The sequence below is a fragment of the Runella limosa DSM 17973 genome, from assembly GCF_000482465.1.
Lineage (GTDB): Bacteria > Bacteroidota > Bacteroidia > Cytophagales > Spirosomataceae > Runella > Runella limosa.
Window position 1 is genome coordinate 17,783 of sequence record NZ_AXVJ01000058.1, and the last position, 23,254, is coordinate 41,036.

Annotated in this window: 11 protein-coding genes; all 11 read right to left on the reverse strand. The window is 47.6% G+C overall.

Annotation, left to right across the window (positions count from 1 at the left end):
* Window positions 1–125: 125 nt before the first annotated feature.
* Complete coding sequence (locus tag K339_RS35785; protein WP_051397841.1) at window positions 126–8,930, reverse strand: BspA family leucine-rich repeat surface protein; 8,805 nt, start codon at window positions 8,928–8,930, stop codon at window positions 126–128.
* 137 nt (window positions 8,931–9,067) lie between these two features.
* Entirely contained in the window at window positions 9,068–9,811 is a 744-nt protein-coding gene (locus K339_RS32745) for a DUF5602 domain-containing protein (protein WP_051397842.1), read from the reverse strand.
* A gap of 176 nt (window positions 9,812–9,987) precedes the next feature.
* Entirely contained in the window at window positions 9,988–12,756 is a 2,769-nt protein-coding gene (locus K339_RS35790) for an ATP-binding protein (protein WP_169731822.1), read from the reverse strand.
* Between the two features lie 155 nt (window positions 12,757–12,911).
* Window positions 12,912–14,012 carry an endo-1,4-beta-xylanase gene (locus K339_RS0106520; protein WP_028522893.1) on the reverse strand — a complete coding sequence of 367 codons (1,101 nt, stop codon included), beginning with the start codon at window positions 14,010–14,012 and terminating at the stop codon, window positions 12,912–12,914.
* A gap of 27 nt (window positions 14,013–14,039) precedes the next feature.
* A complete protein-coding gene (locus tag K339_RS0106525) occupies window positions 14,040–14,375 on the reverse strand; it encodes a hypothetical protein (protein ID WP_028522894.1) in 336 nt (111 codons plus the stop codon).
* A 450-nt stretch (window positions 14,376–14,825) separates the two neighbouring features.
* Window positions 14,826–16,754 carry an alpha/beta hydrolase-fold protein gene (locus K339_RS0106530; protein WP_028522895.1) on the reverse strand — a complete coding sequence of 643 codons (1,929 nt, stop codon included), beginning with the start codon at window positions 16,752–16,754 and terminating at the stop codon, window positions 14,826–14,828.
* A 175-nt stretch (window positions 16,755–16,929) separates the two neighbouring features.
* On the reverse strand, window positions 16,930–18,321 hold the full coding sequence (locus K339_RS0106535; RefSeq protein WP_028522896.1) for a glucuronyl esterase domain-containing protein: 1,392 nt from the start codon (window positions 18,319–18,321) through the stop codon (window positions 16,930–16,932).
* Between the two features lie 14 nt (window positions 18,322–18,335).
* Window positions 18,336–19,409, reverse strand: coding sequence for an alpha/beta hydrolase-fold protein (locus K339_RS0106540; protein ID WP_229598705.1), 1,074 nt, complete (start codon window positions 19,407–19,409; stop codon window positions 18,336–18,338).
* Between the two features lie 50 nt (window positions 19,410–19,459).
* Window positions 19,460–20,623, reverse strand: a complete 1,164-nt coding sequence (locus tag K339_RS0106545; protein ID WP_028522898.1) for an esterase — start codon at window positions 20,621–20,623, stop codon at window positions 19,460–19,462.
* A gap of 32 nt (window positions 20,624–20,655) precedes the next feature.
* Window positions 20,656–21,489, reverse strand: a complete 834-nt coding sequence (locus K339_RS0106550; RefSeq protein ID WP_028522899.1) for a sialate O-acetylesterase — start codon at window positions 21,487–21,489, stop codon at window positions 20,656–20,658.
* Window positions 21,490–21,555: 66 nt separating this feature from the next.
* Window positions 21,556–23,130, reverse strand: coding sequence for a glycoside hydrolase family 43 protein (locus K339_RS0106555; RefSeq protein WP_028522900.1), 1,575 nt, complete (start codon window positions 23,128–23,130; stop codon window positions 21,556–21,558).
* Window positions 23,131–23,254 lie beyond the last annotated feature (124 nt).

A 23,254-nucleotide genomic window follows, 5' to 3' on the forward strand; every position in this document is an offset into this window, starting at 1 on the left:
ACAACCTTGCGTACACGCACAAAGATATACCATATTCCTTTTAGGTGCTATTTCTCCGTTTTATTTACAAAAAAGGGAATCCAAACTGAATTGGATCCCCTGCAAATGGCTTTAGTAAGCAATAACTATTCTACCTTCACGACTTTCAAAGTAGCTTGTTGCATCTCTGTCATCACCTTCAAGAAATACATTCCCGTCGGCAATTCACTCACCCCAAACTCCTCCTGGTGGGTGTTTGTTTCGGGCACAAATTTTCGACGCAAAACTTCCCGACCCGAAGCATCGCTCAAAGTAGTTTGTACTGTTTGCCCCTTGCTGTCTGCTACTTGGAGGCGGAGAACACTCAATACAGGGTTTGGCATCACTTGCGCAAAAACGTTATTAGTGGATTTTAGATCCCTCCGGGATGACAAAGTAGTTGCCCCTTCCGCTGTTCTCGCTGCACCTACGCCGACACCGTCTTTCGATTGGATTCTGAACCAGTATTCTTGGTAGGCCAGCACGTTGCCTTGTGGTTGGCGCGTTGATGGATAAATACTGCCCCAGCCTTTCATATCCCAATAACGAATACCTAATTTGTACAAACCTTTCGGTAAACCTGCGTCATAGACGTTACCGCCCGCGCCGTTGTCTTGGTAGAAACCGTAGGCGGGGTGGTTTTGGGCATAAAGCTCAGTCCAGCCTTCGCGGTTGGCGTACATAAAGTAAGGTGCATTGTTCTCGTGGGTGTTGAATGAGCGAATCACACCCATCTCTGGCGTTGCCAACATGTCAAATGTTAACGAACCATCGGTGCTTAATCCGCAGGCTTCTACGTTGATTGTCCAGTAACGAGGGGCTATTTTGTTGGCATTTTCTACGTAATACAAAGTCGGGTTTTGCTGTGTACTTTGTTCCAACTCTGGGCCGCCATCACGCGTGATGAATTGACTACTCCACAACGATTTGTCGTTCGCTGGTTTCACCGCTGATTTGGTTTCACCTACGTTGATCAACGTCACCACAAAAGCATTCCAGTAAATATCTTTACGAATACTTTCGGCACTTTGGCAACCACCTTCAAATAGACACTTCGCCCAATACGTTTGCTTGGTGACGTTATTAAATGCTACCTGAAAACTTGGCGCAGTCACACCTGTATTCCAGAACGTTTGGCTACCTGCGGGGCAATTCGCCGAAATGGTGACCGTTGTACCTGTACATACTATCTCTTGCGAAGCCGTAATCACTGGCGCTACTTGCGTTGGTGTCAAAGTAAACGTCACCACATTACTCTTTTCACTCACACAACCATTTTCCGTCTGACAACGAGCGTAATAAGACGTCGTCTGGCCTGGTACGGTCGAAGGCAAGCTTGGTAAAGCCACATTCGTAGTTGCGTTGTACCAAACTGTTCGCAAACTTCCGCAAGATGATTGTCCACTGAAACTAGCCGATGGGTTACAACTGCTTGTCGATGACAACGAGACCGTTGGCGCACTTGGAATAGTCACCAATTTTAATCGCATCACACCCGATTCAGATTCTACGCAAGATGGCGTTCCGTCTGATTTGCGGCAGCGAACGCGGTAATTGTGATACTGATTGTCCACCAAGCCCGTTGGCACACCCGATGAATATTCACCCCCATCGACTGAGTATAGTGTTATTTCACCCGCTGCGCAATTGGCATTAAACGTCAGCGGAATTGTAACCAAACTACACACTTCTCTGGTCTCGCCTACGGCAACTGTTACGCCATCTACCACCAACGACACGTTTTGGGGAACAGTGGCGCGGTTATTAATCGTCAACTCAATCACACCCGAGTAAGTAGAAGCACAACTCGCATCACAAGCCGCTTGGTAGCGATGGGTTTGGTTATTAGATGGTTGGAAAACTGGAGCAGTTGCTGACCACGCACTCCACGCGCCGTTACCCACTTGCACGCGCCAAACAGGATTACCAGAAACACACAAACCCGAAACATTAAACTGTAAACTATTCACAGGATTCGCATCTGTGTCACACAAAACAGGGTTGTTGCCTTCGTTGAGCGTTTGTTGGAGCGTTGTCAACGAAATAGTCGGTGGACCTACTACTGTCACACTTCCCGTAATATTCCCAGAAACACACCCGCTGGCATTGCCGACGGTCAAGGTGTAAGAAATAGCGTTTCCTGTAGCTGGACCACTCAAATTCACCACAATTGGGTTTGTTAAAACGCCGTTGCTAACGGTCGTAATGCCTGCTCCCGAAACTGAGTAGGTGGTTGGAGTACCCATCACGACCGTATAAGGGATTGTAAAAGACGTAACGCCCGCGCAAATCGGCGAACTCGTTCCTGTCGCGATGTTTAACGCACTTGGAACTGCATTCACCGTCAACAATAAACCCGATGAGATACAACCCGTCGTCGTGTTCTTGGCAGTTACTGTGTATGGGCCTGAGTCCAATCCGCTAAACGTTCCCGATGTTTGGTAAGGACCGCCAATGCTGTATTGAATATCCCCGTCCACAGGCGCAGTGACCACAATTGTACCCGTTGGCGTCGTACACGTTGGCTGTACCGTCACCGAAGCCGTGGGTATCGCGGGGGCATTAGGAACTGTATTCACCGTCAAAGACAAGCCCGATGAGATACAACCCGTCGTCGTATTCTTCGCTGTTACTGTGTATGGGCCTGGGTTCAAGCCACTAAACGTTCCCAATGTTTGGTAAAGACCGCCGATGCTGTACTCAATCCCTGTTCCCGAAGGCGCGGTGACTACAATCGTTCCCGTCGGTGTCGTACACGTCGGCTGTACCGTCACCGAAGCCGTGGGTATCGCGGGGGCATTAGGAACTGCATTCACCGTCAATGACAAACCCGATGAAATACAACCCGTTGTCGTATTCTTCGCCGTTACTGTGTATGGGCCTGGGTTCAACCCGCTAAACGTTCCTAATGTTTGGTAAGGACCACCAATACTGTATTGAATATCCCCGTCCACAGGCGCGGTGACTACAATCGTTCCCGTCGGTGTCGTACACGTCGGCTGTACCGTCACCGAAGCCGTGGGCGTTGCTGGCGCGCTTGGAACGGCATTCACCGTCAATGACAAACCCGATGAAATACAACCCGTTGTCGTATTCTTCGCCGTTACTGTGTATGGGCCTGGGTTCAAACCGCTAAACGTTCCCGAAATTTGGTAAGGACCGCCAATGCTGTATTGAATATCCCCGTCCACAGGCGCGGTGACTACAATCGTGCCCTTTGAAATCGTACACGTCGGCTGTACCGTCACCGAAGCCGTGGGTATCGCGGGGGCATTAGGAACTGCATTCACTGTCAACGACAAACCCGATGAAATACAGCCCGTTGTCGTGTTCTTCGCCGTTACTGTGTATGGACCTGGGTTCAAGCCACTAAACGTTCCCGAAGTTTGGTAAAGACCGCCGATGCTGTACTCAATCCCTGTTCCCAAAGGCGCAGTGACTTCAATCGTTCCCGTCGGTGTCGTACACGTTGGCTGTACCGTCACCGAGGCTGTTGGCGTAGCGGGGGCACTTGGAACTGCATTCACTGTCAACGACAAACCCGATGAAATACAGCCCGTTGTCGTGTTCTTGGCCGTTACTGTGTATGGGCCTGAGTCCAAACCGCTAAACGTTCCCGAAATTTGGTAAGGACCACCAATACTGTATTGAATATCTCCGTCCACAGGCGCGGTGACTACAATCGTTCCCGTTGAAGTCGTACACGTCGGCTGAACCGTCACCGAAGCCGTGGGTATCGCGGGGGCATTAGGAACTGCATTCACCGTCAACGATAAACCTGATGAAATACAACCCGTTGTCGTGTTCTTGGCAGTTACCGTGTATGGGCCTGAGTCCAACCCGCTAAACGTTCCCGAAATTTGGTAAGGGCCGCCAATGCTGTATTGAATATCCCCGTCCACAGGCGCAGTGACCACAATCGTACCCTTTGGCGTCGTACACGTCGGCTGTAACGTCACCGAAGCCGTGGGTGTTGCTGGCGCGCTTGGAACGGCATTCACCGTCAATGACAAACCCGATGAAATACAACCCGTTGTCGTATTCTTCGCCGTTACTGTGTATGGGCCTGGGTTCAACCCGCTAAACGTTCCCGAAATTTGGTAAGGACCACCAATACTGTATTGAATATCTCCGTCCACAGGCTCAGTGACCACAATCGTTCCCGTTGAAGTCGTACACGTCGGCTGAACCGTCACCGAAGCCGTAGGCGTTGCTGGAATGACGCTTATATCTCCCGTGATAGTCCAGCCTTTGGTGGTTGTCAGCGTGTTGCGGGCTGATTGGGCAGCGCAGTATTTGAGTGGTGAGGCATCGCCCAGGTTTTTATTGGTATAGCCACCGTTATTCCAGCCTATGAGCGTGGCATCGTAATTGTCCACCGATAGGCCTGAGTTTCTGAGCATATCGGTCATGTCAGTTACTAAACTGATGTTCAAAGACCCTAAATTTTGGTTAAAAGCCCTTGCACCAGCAAACATTTCTGACATATTAGTCACGGCAGCGGTGCTCCAAGTGCCTATATTTTGGTTAAAAGCCCTTGCACTGGCAAACATGGCACTCATACTGGTTACGGCAGCGGTAGTGAAACTGTTGGGCAGGGCTTGGTTGTAGTTACTGCAACCAGAAAACATCGCACTCATATCGGTTACGGCAGCGGTGTTGAAACTGCTTGGCAGGGCTTGGTTATAGTCCAAACAATTCCGAAACATGGAGCTCATGTCGGTTACGGCAGCGGTGTTGAAACTGCTCGGTAAGGCTTGGTTGTAGGTGATACAAGCATCAAACATACCTCTCATATTCGTAACGGACACCGTGTTAAAACTTAGCGGTAAGACCTGATTGTAAGCCCTGCAGTCAGCAAACATATCAATCATGTCGGTTACGGCAGCGGTGTTGAAACTGCTCGGCAAGACGTGATTGTAGTTGACGCAACCATCAAACATACCTCTCATATTGGTTACAGCCGCAGTGTTGAAACTGATTGGTAAGGCTTTGTTGTAGGCACTGCAACCCTCAAACATACTTCTCATATTGGTTACAGCAGCGGTATTAAAACTGCTCGGTAAGGTCTGGTTATAGTCGATACAACGATAAAATAGATAACTCATATCGGTGACAGAAGCTGTACTGAAACTGTTGGGTAAGGCTTTGTTATAGTCACCGCAATCAGAAAACATATTATTCATCTTGGTTACCTGGGCCGTATTGAAAGTGCTGGGCAGGGCTTGGTTATAGATAGTGCACCCACTAAACATATAACTCATATCGGTGACAGCTGTGGTATTGAATCCTACGGGTAAAGCTTGATTGAAGCTACGGCAATTGGCAAACATAAAACTCATATCCGTAACGGCGGCGGTATTGGGCACATCGGTGGCGTTGAGTACCATGTTCTCACAGCCCCAGAAAGCCTTTTCCATACTTGTCCACACAATGCTGCCCCACTGTTGGATGGACACTAGTTTACGCCTGTCGCCTTCAATGTTAAAGTATATTCTGGGAAAATCGCCTCGGATGGCTACCGTATAAGTACCCGCCGTACCGTAGTTGTGCGTAACGTTACCCGTCAAACCAAACTCATCAAACGTACCATCGTTGTTCCAGTCCACGTCGTAGTTGTAGCCACTGCCCGTGGTCGGAATTGTGATGGAAGTACTGTTGGATGTACCTACATTGTCGGTTTTCCAAGTGGTGACAAAAGGCGTTCCTCCGTAGCCTTCGATGGCGAAGGTATAAGGATTCTCATCTGGGTCATTGTTTGGAATACTAATCGTAGCCGTGCGTTTACCCGCTACAGTCGGGTCGAATGTGACCGTAAATGTAGTAGAACTACCCACAGGAATGGTTGTGAGGCTAGGCTGAGTAATAACAAAATCAGTTGTACCTCCCGTAATTGTCCCCAAAACCAAGGCAGCTGTTGCCGTATTGGGATTTTCAATGGTAAACGTACGGGTCACCGAGCCGCTCGGCACTGATACGGCCCCAAAATCGGTATGGTCAGTAATGATTGGGGTATTATCTCCACTGACGATGTTTTGACTGTTACCTTTCACGTTAATCTCAGCCACCGCTGCCGAAGCTACCGTTATCACCACATCGTTGTTGTCCGAACCTCCCGTGTAGGAAATCGTTGCATTTAATCCACTTCCTCTAAAATTAGGAATCGTCGCTCCTTGCGCTAGATTATTGAACGTACCCACGATGGCATCCGTGCCGTCGTTGTTGACAATGGTGAAAGTATTTCCAGCAACAGGGACGTAGCTACCCGAAAGTACCAAGTTCAACCCTGTTAAATCAATCGCTCCCTGTATATTCAATTCGTCATACTCTGTATTGACCGTTGTGCCACCGATGGCGATATTAAGGTTATTGCCAGAAGTAAACGAAATAGTATTGCCGCTCAAATCCACGGTTGTAGCCTTAGGATTTATCCCGCCAGCAGCATTAATGGTAATATTACCAGTACCTGCCCCAAATGACTGATTCAGGTTGAGTGCTTGCCCAGTAATTAAATAAATATTGCCAGCAGCGTGGGTAATGGCTTGATTTACATTGATGGCGCCTGTATTGGCATTTCCGAAATGAATAGCTCCTCCTGTAACATTATCAAATTCAAAATCAGAGATAAGGATTGGGTTTGAGGCTACTTCGCTGGTAGAAACAAAATTAATTTCAGTCCCATTAGTCAATGGCAAAAACGTAATTTTATTAGAAGGGTGGCCTGTTATTAAAGCCTGATTATCCAAGACTGAGGCAAAACTATTGGTAGTCACTGTTATATCCCCACCATTGATAGATGTCTTGATTTCACCATTTACGCCGTTTATGTCCGTATTTTCTACGAAAACCCCATGAGAACTGTTACTACCACCTTCTTTCCCTGTAACAGTTATGTTCCCTCCATTACTCGTAATTGCAGCACTTACTCTAACGCCAAGGTTTCCTGTTCCAGTACCTGGGCCACCTTCTCCATAAAGCGTTAACGTACCCATTCCCCCAGGTGAAACTGAGCTAGAGGCAATAACGACTCCCGCACAAAAACGGGCGTTTCCTGAGCCTCCTCCATACCCATTGAAAAGTATATTTCCTCCCGCAGTAGTTACTGTTCCACTTAATATATAAACCCCACCTGACCCTTCCTCAGTATAGTTTAGGCTTCCTCGCCCTGTTATTGTAATATTGCCCGAACCGCCTGCTGCAATCGCCCCACGAACAAATACGCCATGGTACCCTAAACCAATACCCCCGCTGTTGAATCCAGTTCCATCTCCAGTACCATTCATAACAATGTTTCCATCCGTCGAACTCACTTCGCTGTTTTCAAGTACAGATACTCCGTAACTTCTATAACCACTCGTAGGCCCACCGATACCTTCTAATGTTACGGTGTTGGTTCCGCCTAGTATTTTTGCGCTACTACTTAAATAAATGCCTTGGTTGTCATTTCCTGTATTTCCTCCTTTCCCTTTTACGGTGAGTAAACCACTGCCCGTCACCTGAAACAACGCATTTAGACCGTTTAATCGTACACCTACAAAATTACCACTTGTAGGCGTACTTTGCTGGTTAGCTTCAACCACGAGATTGCCGTTGGCGGTCGTTAGCCCTCCTCCTGTGTTTACCAAAACATTCTGGCTTACCTTTATCGTAGCATTACCCGTTCCAGTCAAAGCCACATTTGCACCAGTGGCAATATTCACAACATCCCTACCAGGAGAAGCATCATCATTCTGTAAGTCTAAATCCAGGTTGGCATTTGCCGCAAAAGTTATGTTACCATTCATATTCACAATGTCATCGCCAACACCCGCGTTGATTGTCAGACTGGGCAATGCGGAGGTAAACGCTCCGACATTGATAATATCATGGCCTGCATTTGTATTGATGACAATGCCTGTATTACCAGAAATGGGTATATCAGCAGGCGTTGTAAATGGCGTAACAGCACCCCCGTCAATGCTGTACGTTCTGCCTGATACAAAGAAGCGGATAGTTGAATTGCTTTCACTTATGTCTATGGTTTCACCATTACCACCGACATCGTTGATAGTCACCGTATTATTGGCGGTAGAAATCGTATAGTCAGCCGAGGACGATAGAACCGTGCCTACCCCCTCAATAGCAAACGTATAAGGTCTTTCGTCTTCATCATCATTGGCAATGGTCAGGAGTGCGGTTCGTACCCCGTTTCCCGAAGGATTAAATGTTATTTGGAACGTGGTAGATCCAAAACGTGGTACGGGTGACGACGGTGCCGCAGTTAACGTAAAATCTGACGCATGGGTACCAGTAATCGCTACTTTTGTTGGCGTACCCGTAAGATTAAGCGCGGCACTTTCATTGTTTTCAATCGTAAAAGTGCGAACTATCGAGCCTGCTGTTACAAATTCTGCCCCAAAATGGGTATGATTATTCGTAATGGGCGTTGAGCTACCGCTCGCAATTGGGTATCCGTTTCCGAAAACATCCATTTCGGGCTCAATGCCAAATCCTAAAAAATTGAGCCTAAAAGGACTTTCGTCTGAGTCATTGCTGGTGATAGTAACTGTTGCTGTTCTTCTACCTGCAACGGAAGGATTAAAGGTAATTCTTAAGGTAGTAGTAGCATTAGGAGCAAGTGTAGTGCTGGGTGAATTGCCGACTGTAAAATCGCCCGCCTCTGTTCCAGTGATTTCAATCGATGAAATGGTAAGTGTACCAGTCCCCCTGTTTTCAATGGTAAAGTCGCTACTCAACGTTCCATTACTCAAGGGAATTGAGCTAAAAAGCGTCCCATTGTTATTACTTACCCCAGCATTATTTGGAACATTAGTAGAACCGTATTTGACACTAATATCGGGGGTTTGGGCTAATGAGCTAAAACTGGCTATGGTAATAACCCAAAATGCCAGTATCGTAAAAAGATTTTTCATGGGTAGAAACGTTTGAATGAGTTTAACATGAGTCGGTAGTAGAAAAAGGAGGTAGAAACATTTCGTCAAATGCCCCCAGACACCTCCTTCCCTTTCTACCATGAAAGATTATGAGTAGGGTATTGAAAAACTATTGGTTATTGCATCATCATTAGGTCATCGAGGCTTACCACGATGTCGTCGCCCACTTGCTTGATGCTGTATTTCATCGGATAGTAGCCCGCCTTTGCAAACTTGGTCGGCAGCGGCATTGATTTGGTCAAGTTCGGCTTGCTACTCAAAAACTCGTGACTTACCATTGGTTCGACAAACGTCATTTTGCCATCGTACGAACCATAAATAAGCGTTTCGGTAAACTTGCCCTTTCCTGATAATTCTGGAGACGCAGGATCAGCCCAGTGAACGCCCATTTCGGGAACACCCGCAGGGAGGCGGATGTAGCTGGTAGGAATGTAGCCCGCCGCAGGGAGGTTGTCAAATTTGGCAGGAGCTACTGGATAGGCAGGTATCGCTTTCCGCTCTGCAAGCGCCTGAATATAAAAGTGCATGTCAAAATGGGCTACGTCGTAGGTGCCTGGCGGCTCGTGACCCGTGTGCAGATAGTCGAGCATGATGTGGTCAAAAGGCACTTGACCGATGGCTTCGTTGGGCAGGCTCAACACCAGCGCAATTCCTCCGTGCGGTAGGTTGTCGAGCGCGCCTTTGGTCATGGTAAAGCCCAGAGAAGAAGGCTTGTTGTCGGTCGTGAATTTAATCCAAGAATACGCCTTACCGTTTCCGATGTTTTGGGACGCGCCCGTGTAGGTAGGTGCTACGTTTTCGTCTTTGCTGCATCCGAACATCATCGCTGTAGCGAATAATAATACAAGTAGTTTTTTCATGATTGGAATGAGTTAAAAGTGATACCCAAAATTGGTGGTTTGCTGGATGCAAGTGTTATCACAAAATGGACTTTCTTTAACTCATTTTGAACAATAAAAAAAGCCCCTCAGCGGAGCTTTCAATTTTTATTAACTCATTTTTGACTTTCTTTAACTCATTTTGAACAAAATACCGTTTATGACCAATCAGAAGGACTTTTTTCGTATTTTTCAAAAAACATTTTTGAAAAATACGACAGGCTTTCAAAGCCCACTTTGTAGGCAACTTCCGACACAGTTTCGGTCTTATTGGCGAGCATTTCGGCGGCTTTTTCAAGTCTAAAATTTCGCAAATATTCAATCACTCCCTGTCCCGTACTGGCTTTCAGCTTGCGGCGAAGCTGCACCGCAGAAACGTTCATCGCCTCCGCAAAACGCTCCACATCAAAGCCGCTTTCTCCCAAATGCTGCATGAGTACTTCGTGGCAGTGTTGCATAAATTGCTCATCGTTGATGCGATTTTTAAGCGCTGTTTCTTCCTCCACTTGGCTTTTCTGAGCCAGTTCGGACGCCTTGTTTTTCGTATATTTTTGAAGTAAAACCTGACGTTGTTTTATCAAATTCCGAACCCTCACCTGCAACTCTTCCCGATCAAAGGGCTTTGACAAATAATCGTCAGCGCCAAGTTCCAAGCCTTCCAAGCGGTCGGTTAGGGTCGCTTTGGCCGTCAGCATTATTATCGGAATATGGTTGGTGAGCTCATTATTTTTCATGGCTTTGCAAAAACCAAAACCGTCGAGTCGGGGCATCATCAAATCACAGATGACAACATCGGGAAGTTCTTCAATCGCTTTTTCCAGCCCTTCTTGTCCGTCGCTTGCCTCTAATAAATCGTAATGGGGGGCAAAAATTTCCCGTATGTACGCCCGCAGTTCGGGGTTATCTTCCACAATCAACAGCACCTCTTTGCCATCATTGATGGGGTTTTCCATTGGCAATTCTTCTACCAAAAGCGCTTGTTCCTTTGGCATATTTATGGGTACAACCACCTGACCTTTGGGTGCTTCACTCTCTTCCAACATGGGCAACATCACCGTAAAAATAGAGCCTTCGCCTACTTTACTTTCTACATTGATGCTTCCTTTCATCACTTGTACCAACTCTTTCACCAACGCCAGCCCAATGCCCGTTCCTTCGTACGTACGGTTATCGCCACTGTCGGCTTGGTAAAAACGGTCGAATATGCGTGGCAAACGCTGTGGGTCAATCCCGATACCAAAGTCTTGTACTTTCAGGAGTAGCTGCGTTTTTTGGTAATCAACCCGTACCTGTACTCGTCCATTAGGAGGCGTGAACTTAAACGCGTTCGAGAGGAGGTTGGTCACAACTTTTTCAATCTTATCTTGGTCAAAATCAGCTACATAATTCAACTGACTTTGCTCGTACTGAAAAAGAATTTTCTTGTTTTGCCCAAGCGATTCAAAGGAAGCAAACAAATAGTTTAGGAACTGGGCTAGGTCGCTTCTTTGCAACTGCATGTCCATTTTTCCAGCCTCCAGTTTGCTCAAATCCAACAATTGATTGATAAGCGCTAACAATCGTTCGGCGTTTTGCTGCATTACGCGAAAAATATCCCGCTCTGGAAACTCTCGCCGCAGGTCTTTGAGGGGCGACAAAATCAGCGTCAGGGGCGTCCGAAATTCGTGGGAAATGTTGGCGAAGAAGCTGGTTTTGAGGTTGTCTAGTTCCTTCAAACGGCTGTTTTGCTCGATGCTGAAATTGAGTTTTTGCTCCGCAGAACGAAAAATCCCGCCTAAGAAAATGACAAAAACGAAAATTTCTCCCAAAAACAACAAATACGCAATCGAATACACGGGTTCGTATTCAATCCAGCCCAACAACCGAATGTAAAGCAGGGCGTAGCTGATCATCCCCAAAATAAAAGGAATGGCGTAGTATTTTTCAATAGCGATTTTCTTAACGATGGAATAGAGGTACAAACCAGAAAAATACGTTGCCGAAATGATGATGCTATACACCCCCAACTTGAGCCAATACCACTGATAATCAACGAAAACAATGATACTCTCGAAGATGGTCAGCAAAATAATGGTCATGGCAATGATGGTATGAATTTTTGAAAACTTCCCCCTGACTTGGGTAAAATAGACAAAAATCCCGCCGCCTAAAGTCACGGAATTATAGAACAAAAAATCAATTTTTTTAGCAACGTCGGGGTCGTCCGTAAACCATGGGCCAGCGATATTGAGATACCCCCAAAAGGCAAATGTTTTGATGACGGTATGTAGCGAATATAGCCTAAAGGCAAAATTGTTGATGATGAACAAACTAAGCGTAAGTACCAAAAACAAACGAAAAATAACCAAACCGTTGAAGAAACTTTGCCCTGCAAAACTCTCCAGTTTTGACTTATAGTATGTTTTTTCTGAATGTAGCCGCAAAGTCATGTAGTGACCGCGTTTGCTGGTTACTTTGACATAGATGTTTTTGCGTTGGTTGGGGCTAAGGTCAACGGTAAAGGTTGGGTCTTGGTCGATGAGTTTTTTCTCTTTCTCAACCGTTAAAATTTTCTGTCGTTTGTGCGAAAATTTTTGCCCCGTCGTATCCGAAATATAAATATCCAACTGCTCCACCAAAGGGTTTGTCCATACCAAAATCCAGTCTTTATTGGCGGCATTGGTATTTTTTAGGGAAAATCGCACCCAGAATACATCATCAGAATAGGGAAAAACAATGTGGTCTTTGGGCGACTTCTTGAAGTTCATCGCGGCCACTTGTTCCAACGTCAGTTTGCCCGTCGAATCCTTTAAAATTTCAATGGAAGAAGTAATGTTTTTAGGAATCTTTTGGTCTTCCGACAAAACAATTTCTTGAGAAACTCCCTGCTTAGGAAAGCCATAAAACGCAATTACAAAGAAGAAAAGTAGCTTTATATAGTTTTTCATTTTCATCTCACCTCATTTGAGAAAAGAATCAAATATACCTAAATCTACCTAAAACCAATCTTATAGCAAATAAAAGTAGCCCTAAATATGTCTTATTACAATAAGTGGTTTAGGTTTTAGATACGAACCCAAAACCACCTATTGTAAAACTTTTACTACTTTTTCAGCGCTACGACCGAATAAAACGCAGGTTTGGGCTGGTTATTACGGTCAAAAAGCAACGGGTAATTGGTACGACCACGCACAGGCCAACCGTTGAGCCAGCTGTTTGCGTCGTTAACACCCCACAATGTCACGCGGGTTACTTTGTCTTTATGCTTCAAAAACAATTTGAATAGCGCTTCATAATCGGCGGCTAACTGCTTCTGAACTTCGTCGGGCAAACCAGCCGTGTAAGGATTTAGACTGGGATTGCTGGCCATGCGCTGGCTGACATCGGCTCCCTGAAAGTTGCGGGGAAGCACTTCAATGTCCAGTTCGGTAAACATCACTTTCAGCCCCAGCGCCGAATACTGCAAAATGCTTTCTTCGATGTCTTTAAACGGTACTCGCCCTACGTGCCAGTGTCCCTGAATCCCCACGCCGTCGATGCGCGCACCCGAAGCTTGTACTTTCTTGATAAGCTCAATACAGCCCGCGCGTTTGGCAGGTTGTTCGTTGTTGTAGTCGTTGTAGTACAACTCCACGTTTGGCGCGGCCTGCTGCGTGAGGCGGAAAGCTTCGGCAATGTAGCCTTCACCCAGATAATCTAGGAAAACAGTTTTGCGCAAAGTTCCGTCTTCGTTCAAGGCTTCGTTCACCACATCCCACGAAAAGATATTGTCTTTGTAGCGACCTGCCACGGTTTTGATGTGGTCGTTAAAAAACGTTTGAATGGAGTCTTTGCTGTGAATACCACGAATAAACGACGGCAGCTGACTGTGCCAAACCAAGGTATGACCGTTGATTTTGATGTTGTGTTTTTTTCCAAAAGCAACCAGTTTATCGGGCACGACAAAATCGTAGGTATCCCATTTGGGATGAATTAGCGCCGATTTCATGACGTTTTCGGGGGTTGCCATGTTAAACTGACTCACAATCAATTGGGTCATCGCAGGGTCACGCTCCTCAATCTGGCCGTTGTTCAAGGCCGTCCCGATGCCAAAATCGTTTTTAAAGGTATCTTTCAACGACGGTATGGATTGGGCAAAACCAGTGGTCGCTCCCGCCATCAGAATGGCCGTACTTACAGCCTTCGCGCTTTTTTTTGAAAACATTTGATTATTGGGTTAATGAATAAATATCTACTGCTTGGCAAGCTTCATCTCACCGCGCTCACTTTTTACGACCAGCTCTTTTTCAGAAACCAACTCGCCTGTGTAGCTCATCTTGCGGTCGTTGAATGAGATGGAATAAGAGATTTTTTTGCCTTCTACTTTGCCTTCTTCAATTTTGGCTTCGCCAAATTGCGTTTTCCACGTGCCAGTCAATTTATCACCTTCTACCTTGAAGGTATAGTTGACTTCAAACGTACCGTTGGGCGTTTCGCGGCTACCTTTCCAGTTGCCGTCAATCGGGTTTTGCGCCATGGCTACAAAGCTGGCGATTGATAAAATCAGAGAAAAAAACAAGGTTTTCATTGTACTGATTGGGGGTTTTGAATGAAACATTTATTTGAGATAATTAAGTAAAATTAGATTGGATTAAAGAGCTACTGTTCTAACCCCATGCCTTTAGGCTGGGGGCTATAAATAATCAAAACTAATGTGGGGCTTTAGCCCTGAATACATTGTTAATTAACTAGTTTCAATTTTTACCCGCAGAAGCCCGCAGAACAAAACAAACGCAGATTTTCGCAGAAAAGGGCTTTATATTGTCATTAATTAGCGTCATCTGCGACTTTCAATCAGCGTCAATCTGCGGGTAAAACTTAAAAAACTTAGCTAACAGTGTACTGAATTTTAGCACTTTGCTATATAAAATTCAGGGCTAAAGCCCTACTAATTCTTCTTGTTCACTCCCCCCAGCCTAAAGGCATGGGGTTAAAGTGTCAATGCTATTAATATTAGACCTATCACAATCTTGATCATCTACTTAAACAACAACTGAGAAAATCCGAACAGATCATGCCGCCACACGGGCCACGTATGCCCACCCGCGTATTCGCTGTACTGGTACTTGATACCCATGTCATCAAACTTCTTCATCATAATCTGGCAGTTGGCGTGGGCAATGTCTTCTTTACCTCCTTGCGAAATCCAGAATTGTTTGATGTTAGCGTTGATTTTGTCCTTATTGGCTTGCATGAATTCGTACTGAGGATCAGACAGTTTAGCATTATTTGACCACCAGCCTGAGCTAAATACACCGAGGTACCCAAACAAGTCGGAGTTGCGAACCCCAGCGTGAAGCGTTTGCAAACCACCCATTGACAGACCAGCTAATGCGCGGTTTTTAGCGTCGGTCAAGGTGCGGAAATTAGCTTCCACAAACGGGATTACCGCGTTTTTGAGCTCGTTTTCAAACTGGTTTAGCTGCTGCATCCCAAAGCCTGCCACGCCGCCGCCGTTGCCGTAAAAGTTGCCGTCCACCATCACAATCAGCATAGGTTTGGCTTTATTTTCGGCGATGAGGTTGTCCAAAATAACGTCCGTACGCCCCTGCGTTGCCCAGCCGCGCTGGTCTTCGCCACCACCATGGAGGAGGTACATAACGGGGTATTTTTCAAAAGACTTGTCGTAACCTGGAGGCGCATACACGTACATTTCCCGCAACGAATTGGTAACTTTAGAATAGTACTTTTTGACCCGAATATCGCCGTGCGGCACATCTTTGAGCGTATAAAATCCGCTGCCTTCGTACGGAATTTCGATGCCGCTCGCCATGCGTCCCATGCCGTAAAAGGTTTCGCTGGCGGGGTCAGCAAGGGCCACACCGTCGATGATGAGCGAGTAATAATGAAACCCACGGCTGATGACATCGGTGGTTACGTTCCAAAAGCCTGCGGTGTCTTTTACCATGTCATACTTTTTACCCAAATCCACCTGAACTTTCTGCGCCTGAGGAGCTTTTACGCGAAAAACAACGCGGTTATCGGGCAGAATCTGCGGGTATTTCCCGTTGCGGATGTTGGTAGCCGCAGGCGTTCCCAGCACCGAATACGAAGGAAACGACGCCGCATCGACAGGTTTGAACAGAAACTGTGAGAACATAAACAACCCGTTTTTCCACACCTTAAAATCGTGGCCGCCCGCTTCGAGGTAGTAGATGTGCGGCACGCTGTTCTGGTATAAATAATCGTGGGTACGTTTGCTGAACGTAATCAACCCGTCAGCATCGCCGCACGAAATCCAGAGCAACTTCAGTTTTTGCTTGGCGTCTTCAGGATTCGGGACTAATTCTTGCGGAACTTTGGTGTTGGGCGCTGAGGAAAACCCGCCCACCCAAGCGAATTTGTCCAGATTACCCAACCCAAAGTTCAGCGATTGCCCCCCTCCCATCGACAAGCCCGCAATGGCACGGTTTTCGCGGTCGGTAAGTGTCGGATATTTCTTTTCGACAAACGGAATCAGGTCGTTGAGCAGGTCTTTTTCAAAGGTCGCAAAGGCTTCTACCTTGTCTTTGTCAAAGATATTGCCCACCGCGCGGTCGTCTTTCATGGCACGGCCATTGGGCATCACCACAATCATGGGCGCGAGTTTGCCATCGGCATACAGGTTGTCCAGAATCACCTGCGGATTGCCGCCTTTGAGCCATTCTTTTTCGTCCCCGCCAATGCCGTGCAACAGGTACAACACGGGATACTTTGTTTTTTTGTTAAAATTGGGCGGCGTGTAAATGAGCGTTTTACGGGTACTACCAACCGTTTTGGATTCGTATTTTACGGTGTCCAGTTTACCCATGGCAATGCCCGTTCTGACCTGATCAAAACCTTTGGGCATTTCCTTGTCGGTGGGTTGGGCTTGCAAACTGCCCACAAAGCCAAAAAGTGAAAAAATAAAATACGATAAATGCTTCATAATGAACACATTGTTAAGTAAACAATTTTCTTTTTTCGCCCGCAGAAGACCGTTGAACAATACAAACGCAGATTTTCGCTGAAAAGGATTTTAATGGTGCTATCTGCGCTTGTCTGCGGCTCTCAATCTGCGCCAATCTGCGGGTAAAATTTTAAACGAACTTAGCAGGATTTAATCATTCGTAGTATTTACAATCGCCCCAATAGCGACAGGCCCAGGCTATCCACGTACTCCAGTTGGGACCAGTACTGTGTCCGCCTGCGTGTTGACGGAAGGCTATTTCTCCGTCAATCAGCGGAGTACCGAGGCGGGGAAATTCGGAAGTGCCAAGGTCTTTTTTACCAAATAGTTTGTAAACAGGCCCCGCATGGACACCCGCCAGAAACATTCCTTTGGCATCGACCCACTGCCCTTCCACCTGCGGTGAGCCCGAACTGATAAAAACAGGGCGCGGCGCACACAAGGCCACGAGCGAGTGACCATCGACGGGCATATCCTGCGGGGTGAGCGGTCCTGCATACTTCACGAAATTACCGCAAAACCAATGGTATTCGCCCGAACCAGCCAGGTTTTCGGCTTGCTCGCCAAAGATTCGGCGTAAGATTTTGGCACCGCCCGCCCCTGATGAGCCGATAAACGCCAGCGAGAAACGGGGCTCAAAAGCCATAGCGACGGCAGTAGCTTTTCCGTAGCGCGACAGGCCTTCAATCGCAATCCGTTTGGTGTCAACATCTTTGTCTGTTTCGAAATAGTCAACGGCACGGCTTGCTCCCCACGCCCATGCCCGTAATGCTCCCCAATCGTCTGGTTTGCGGAATTGCCCTTTGTTGCATAAACCAATGATACCTTCCGTCAGACCCGCACCATTGTCGGCCTGAATGCTGGAGGGAACAATAATGGCGTACCCCCATCCTCGGGAAATCAGCTGCTCTTTCCACGTCGGTTCGCCCGCCGATCCTAATCCGATGGGTTGAACGGGCGCATTGTTGCCGAACGGAGAACGGATAAAACCAAATTCCATCACCACGGGTACGGGTCCCGATGCAGTTTTGGGGGTTGCCAGCACCAGTTCAATATTGACACTAATGGATGGATAGGCAGAATTGTCCACCACACCCCGCAGCGTTTTTTCTTTAATGCGTTGATTGCCCACGGTGGTGTCTTTCACCGAAACCACCTGCCAGCTTACTTTCGGAAGAGTGGCGGGCAATCGACCGTACATTTCCCGTTCAAAATCTTCCACTAATTCAGGACGTTTGACAGCGACCCACTCTTTGGCCGACTTTACTTTTTTGCCGTTTTTGAGCACTAAGGGATCGGGCAATGTATAAGGCGGCACCTTCGATTCATCACGATTGGCGGCATTGGGCGCCGACGGATTACCCGACGGCCCAGGCCGCAATGCACTGATTCCAAGTTGCTTCAACATTTGTTGATGGTCCGCCGTAGTCTTTCGCTGCATCCGCGCCATCAGGCTATCCTGTTCGGGTGTGCGGCGTGGTTGCTGCGCAATGGCCACAAAGGATAGCCCAGCCAGCAATAGCGTTAGGAAAGGTAATTTTATCATGAGGCAGAGGTATTTTATTTAAAGAGTAACGGTGCCAATTGATACAAACTCCGACGCCACGTCTGAAATTCATGAGCGGTGCCTTCTGACACGTAACCCACAGCGTTGAACCCTGCCGCCTTGAGTTCTTCGGTCGATTTTTTGACACCTTCTGGGCGCTCTTTGCTGCCACAGCTCAGGAAGATAAGCTTCACTTTCGACTTGTCTTTGATGTCGGCGGGGGCGTACAAACCGCCACTCAGCAGGCCATAATACGCAAACACCTCGGGGTTATTGAGGGTAATGGTTTTGGTTTCCATGCCTCCCATCGACAAGCCTGCCATGGCGCGTTTGTCTTTGTTGGCCAACGTGCGAAAATTGGCATCCACGTACGGAATCAACTCATTAATCAGCACAGTTTGAAAAGGTTCAATCTTAAACTCACGGATTTTGCCAAACTTCACTTCATTAGTCATACCGTAGGTGTTGACAATGATAAACGGCTTGATTTTTCCTTCCGCAATCAGATTGTCCATGATTAAATTGGCTCGTCCCTGATTCATCCACGCCGTTTCGTCTTCGCCCCAGCCGTGCTGCAAATACAACACAGGGTATTTGCCTTTCCCTTTTTCATAGCCCGGAGGTGTATAGACAAAAGCCCGACGGGAAGTGCCTGTGCTAGGCGACGGGAAAAGGATTTGTTGCACATTGCCATGGGGTACGTTTTTGAGGGAATAAAAATCCTGATCCTTGGCAGGAATCTCAATGCCGCTTTCCCAACGCACCGAACCGTAGAAGTTGAGTGTGCCCGGGTCGTTGAATTTCCCGCCGTCAATTTTGACGTTGTAGTAGTGAAAGCCCTCGTCCATCGGGCCTTCGGTGGTGCCCATCCACGAGCCATCTTCGGTTTTGGCGAGTTTTGTACCACCCTTACCGCCCAGCCCCAGACTTACCCGAACGCTGTCGGCGGCAGGAGCTACGATTTTGAAACGGGCATAGCCCTGAGAATTAACCATCGGATATTCCTGACCCGGTTGGTTGAGGCTGGACGGTTTGAAATCTTCGGCAATTTGGGCATGGCAGAGTCCGATGGACAGCGCCGAAGCCATGAAGGTTGATAAAATGCGGTTTTTCACCATCATAAGGGTTGAGATAGGCTTTATTTGAACAAAACAGGCAATGTCTCGTTGAGGTACTTCTTCACATTCATCCACGTGTGACCGCCGTCGGTGACGTAACTTTTGAAGTTTATCTTCTTGGTTTTCAGGTAATCTTCAAACTCGACCGTGCCTTTGTACAAGAAGTCGTCGGTTCCGATGCCTGACCAAAGCAGCTTGAAATCCTTGTTGGTTTTGGCAGGATTTGAGGTAATGTTGGTAAAGCTTTTGTCCATTTCGGCGGGTGCAATGTAAGAGGCATAACTGCACACGTACGCAAATTTATCGACGTTGTTGAACGCCGTCCGCAATGTCTGTCCGCCCCCGCGTGAGAAGCCGCCAATGGCGCGGTTGTCACGATTGTTAATGGTTCGGTAGTTCTTTTCAATATACGGAATGACGTGCGAAACCAAGTCGGTTTCAAACAGTTTCATGCGGCGCAGGGCATCGTCTCCGTCGCGGGACATCACATCGGCGGGTTTGTCTTTGCCCGTTTGTTCGGCAATTTTCGCCAGCGGATTCCCGTAAGGCATCACCACAATCATGGGTTTGGCTGTGCCCGCCGCAATCATATTGTCCAGCATCAGGTTGACTTTACCCACTTTCCAGAAGGTTTCTTCGGTATCGGTCGTGCCACTGATAAGGTAATAGACGGGGTATTTTTTGGCGGTTTCTTTGGTGTAGCCCGCTGGGGTATAGACGACTACCGTCCCCGTTGAGCCTTCGACCGAGGGGTAATATTCATAAGTAATGGAGCCATGCGGTACATTTTTGAGTGCATAAATGGCAGGTTCATCCGACGGGATTTCGACCAGACTGGCCTTGAAACGCTCATTGGGAAAGAAAGCAACGTTGGCAGGATCCATCACGGTCACGCCATCGACTTTAAAGCTGTACGGGTAAATATCAGGTTTGACGGGGCCAACCGTGACTGACCAAACCCCTTCGGCATTTTTGGTCAACGGTACATCAGCTTGCCCGAACTGACTTCCGCCCAACAGCACCGTTTTGGCGTTTGGTGCTAAGTACGAAAACGTGACGGTTTTGTCAGGGTTTACTTTGGGGGAAATCACAAACGGGCCGCGCGGGGGCTGGGCCAACCCTGCAAACGGGATAAGAATCAGCAGTAGCAAGCCAATTTTTGTAAAGAATGTAAGGGGTTTCATTGTTTATCTGATTGGTTAAGGGTAGTTAGGTTTTATTTTGAGATTTGTAGCAAAACCTCAGCGTAGCGCTTACCAAAAATGCGGATGCCTTCACTGCTGAAATGCAGTTTATCAGGCACGGCGGGTAGTCCTTTGGACGAAACCACAAGAGCTTTCGGAATCACCTGCGGCAAGGTCGCAATGATGGGGTTCATGCTGGCACATTTACCTCCCTGATCGGCATTGACCAGTTCGCCCGCCAGCAACGGCACTGAGTTGGCGGGTAAATTCAGGTCGGTCAGCAAATCATCGTAGATTTTTTTGACCTTCATCGGCCATTCTTTATCGCCCGTGTTGGATTCACCCTGATGCAGCAAAATGCCTTTGATAACGCCCGCTTTTTGCGCCAAACGCGCCATTTCGACCAATCGTTCGTACGGATTGCCGCCGTATTGGTTGGCCATATTAATCATCCACGGCCTTTCTTTGGCCGAGGTATCGAGGTACATTTTATAGTCTTTTTTATCAAAAATCTCAATTTTACTCCCTGCCACGGCCACGTGTACCAAACCTACTTTGACGTTTTGCGGCAGATTGGCCACCATTGTTCTCCCAAAATAATCAGCGGGCGAAAGGCGGGTATTACAGCGGCAAAGCGGCGGTTTGGCGGTGTACCAGTTGCCTTTGATGCGCCCCAGTTCAGGGCAATCGATGGCGGCCAGTAAGCGCAGTCGGCTATCCACGGTGGTGTCCTGAGGTTCAATGCGGGCCGGGCCTTCCATGTTCGACTGCCCGATGCAGAGGTAAATGTGGAAGTTGGGGTCCTGGGCGTGGGCGCGAATGAATCCAACGACAGAAAAGGTTAAAAACAAAAGTAAGCGTTTCATTATTAGTAAGTTATAGGGGTTTAACCACAAAGAACTCAAAGGATGGCACGATGAACACGAAGGTTACTATTTCGGAGAAATTTTGTCCTCCATTCGGAAATAATCAAAATCGGCAAAACCGCCCGTGGTTTGGGTGGCGTAGTTGAACAGTCCGAAACGGTAGCCCATAAAATGCGGAATCGTGTACGGCATTTTCAGCGGCTCCCCGGTTTTGGTCCACGTTTTACCGTCGAGGCTGTAAAAGAAATGGGCAATGTCGGCGCGGTTTTTGAAATCGCATTCGGCCTTGAGATACACCGTCGTTTTGGCCAACGGAACGCGCTCGATTTCAATGGGTTTGCCCGTATTGGCACTGACCATCACAATGGATTTGCTGCCATTGGCCACCTTCACCCCCACCAAACCAAAGTTCTTTTGTAACAAACCCAGTCCCGCAAAATCGCCCTCCTTCATGTTGGAGACATCCAGCGCAGCCGACCCCGCCGACTCAGGGCCGAAAGTGCGCTGCGTCAGGGTATTGCGGGCGAGTACAAACGACGTATCAATCCGTCCCGTTTTTAACCGTAAAAAACCCTTACGCTCGGTCACCGACCAAAGGGCATTGTCGGGGTTGTGGTTCCACTGCCAAACCAACGGCAAGGCCGCTTCACCTTTTTTGCGGGTAAAGTCGTCGGAAGCAACAATGTTGGGAATCAATGACTTATTGGCAGGCAAATCAAGCGTTTCGGGGACTTTGCCGTTTTCGCCCAGCACAGGCCAGCCGTCTTCCCATTTCACAGGTACCCAATACGGAATCCGTCCGACACCGCCAAAGTCGCGGAAGAGATAGGCAAACCAACGGCCGTCGGGGGTATCAATCAGGCCGCCCTGCGCCACGCCCAAGTCCTGCAACCCGACACGCCCTTCCCACGGCCCCGTGATTTTATCAGCGCGGTGGATAATCACGGTCCGCATCCCGCCCCGTGGCCAGCAGATATTGAAGAGGTAGTATTTGCCATTGTGTTTAAACAACTGTGAGCCTTCCGCCCCCAGCATGATGTTGTTGCCCGCAGGCAGACTTGCATTTTCAATCACCACCGTTTCGGTAGTCCCTTCCCGAACCCCCGTAAGGTCGTCGTTCAGTTCAACCAGCTTGAGTTTTCCCGCGCCGTAGATTAAATACGCCTTATCGTTTTCGTCAAAAAACAGCGTATGGTCGTGGTAGGAAGGTTTAAACGAAGCCATTTTCCACGGCCCTTTTTCGATATTTTTCGTTGACCAGATATAGGTTTTACCCGTCGTCTGGGCAAAGGTTGTGACATAGTAGGTGCCTTTGTGATAGCGCAAACTACTTGCCCACGAGCCGCGTCCGTACGTCCCTTTGCCATCGGTAAGGTTCAGGGAAGGGACATTGGCCAGCGTGTCATACACATAGCCAACCATCTGCCAGTTGACCAAATCGTTCGATTTCATGATGGGCAGCCCCGGACTCATGTGCATGGTGGTGCTGCTCATGTAGTAGGTATTCCCGACCCGAATCATGGCCAAATCTGGCACATCGGCATAGATGATGGGGTTGCGGGCTTTCTGAGCAAATGCCTGTGTGGTCAGCAAAAGCCCGAGAATTACCTTAAAAAGACTATAAAAATTACATTTTAACATACGCTTATAACAATAGTCCGTGTTAATGTGACACAATTTAGTTTACGATTTATCTCGTTATTTTTTTGCTATTTATAGCTTGTTACAGCTTGTCCCAAATTCAGATTCGGGACATTAAATACAC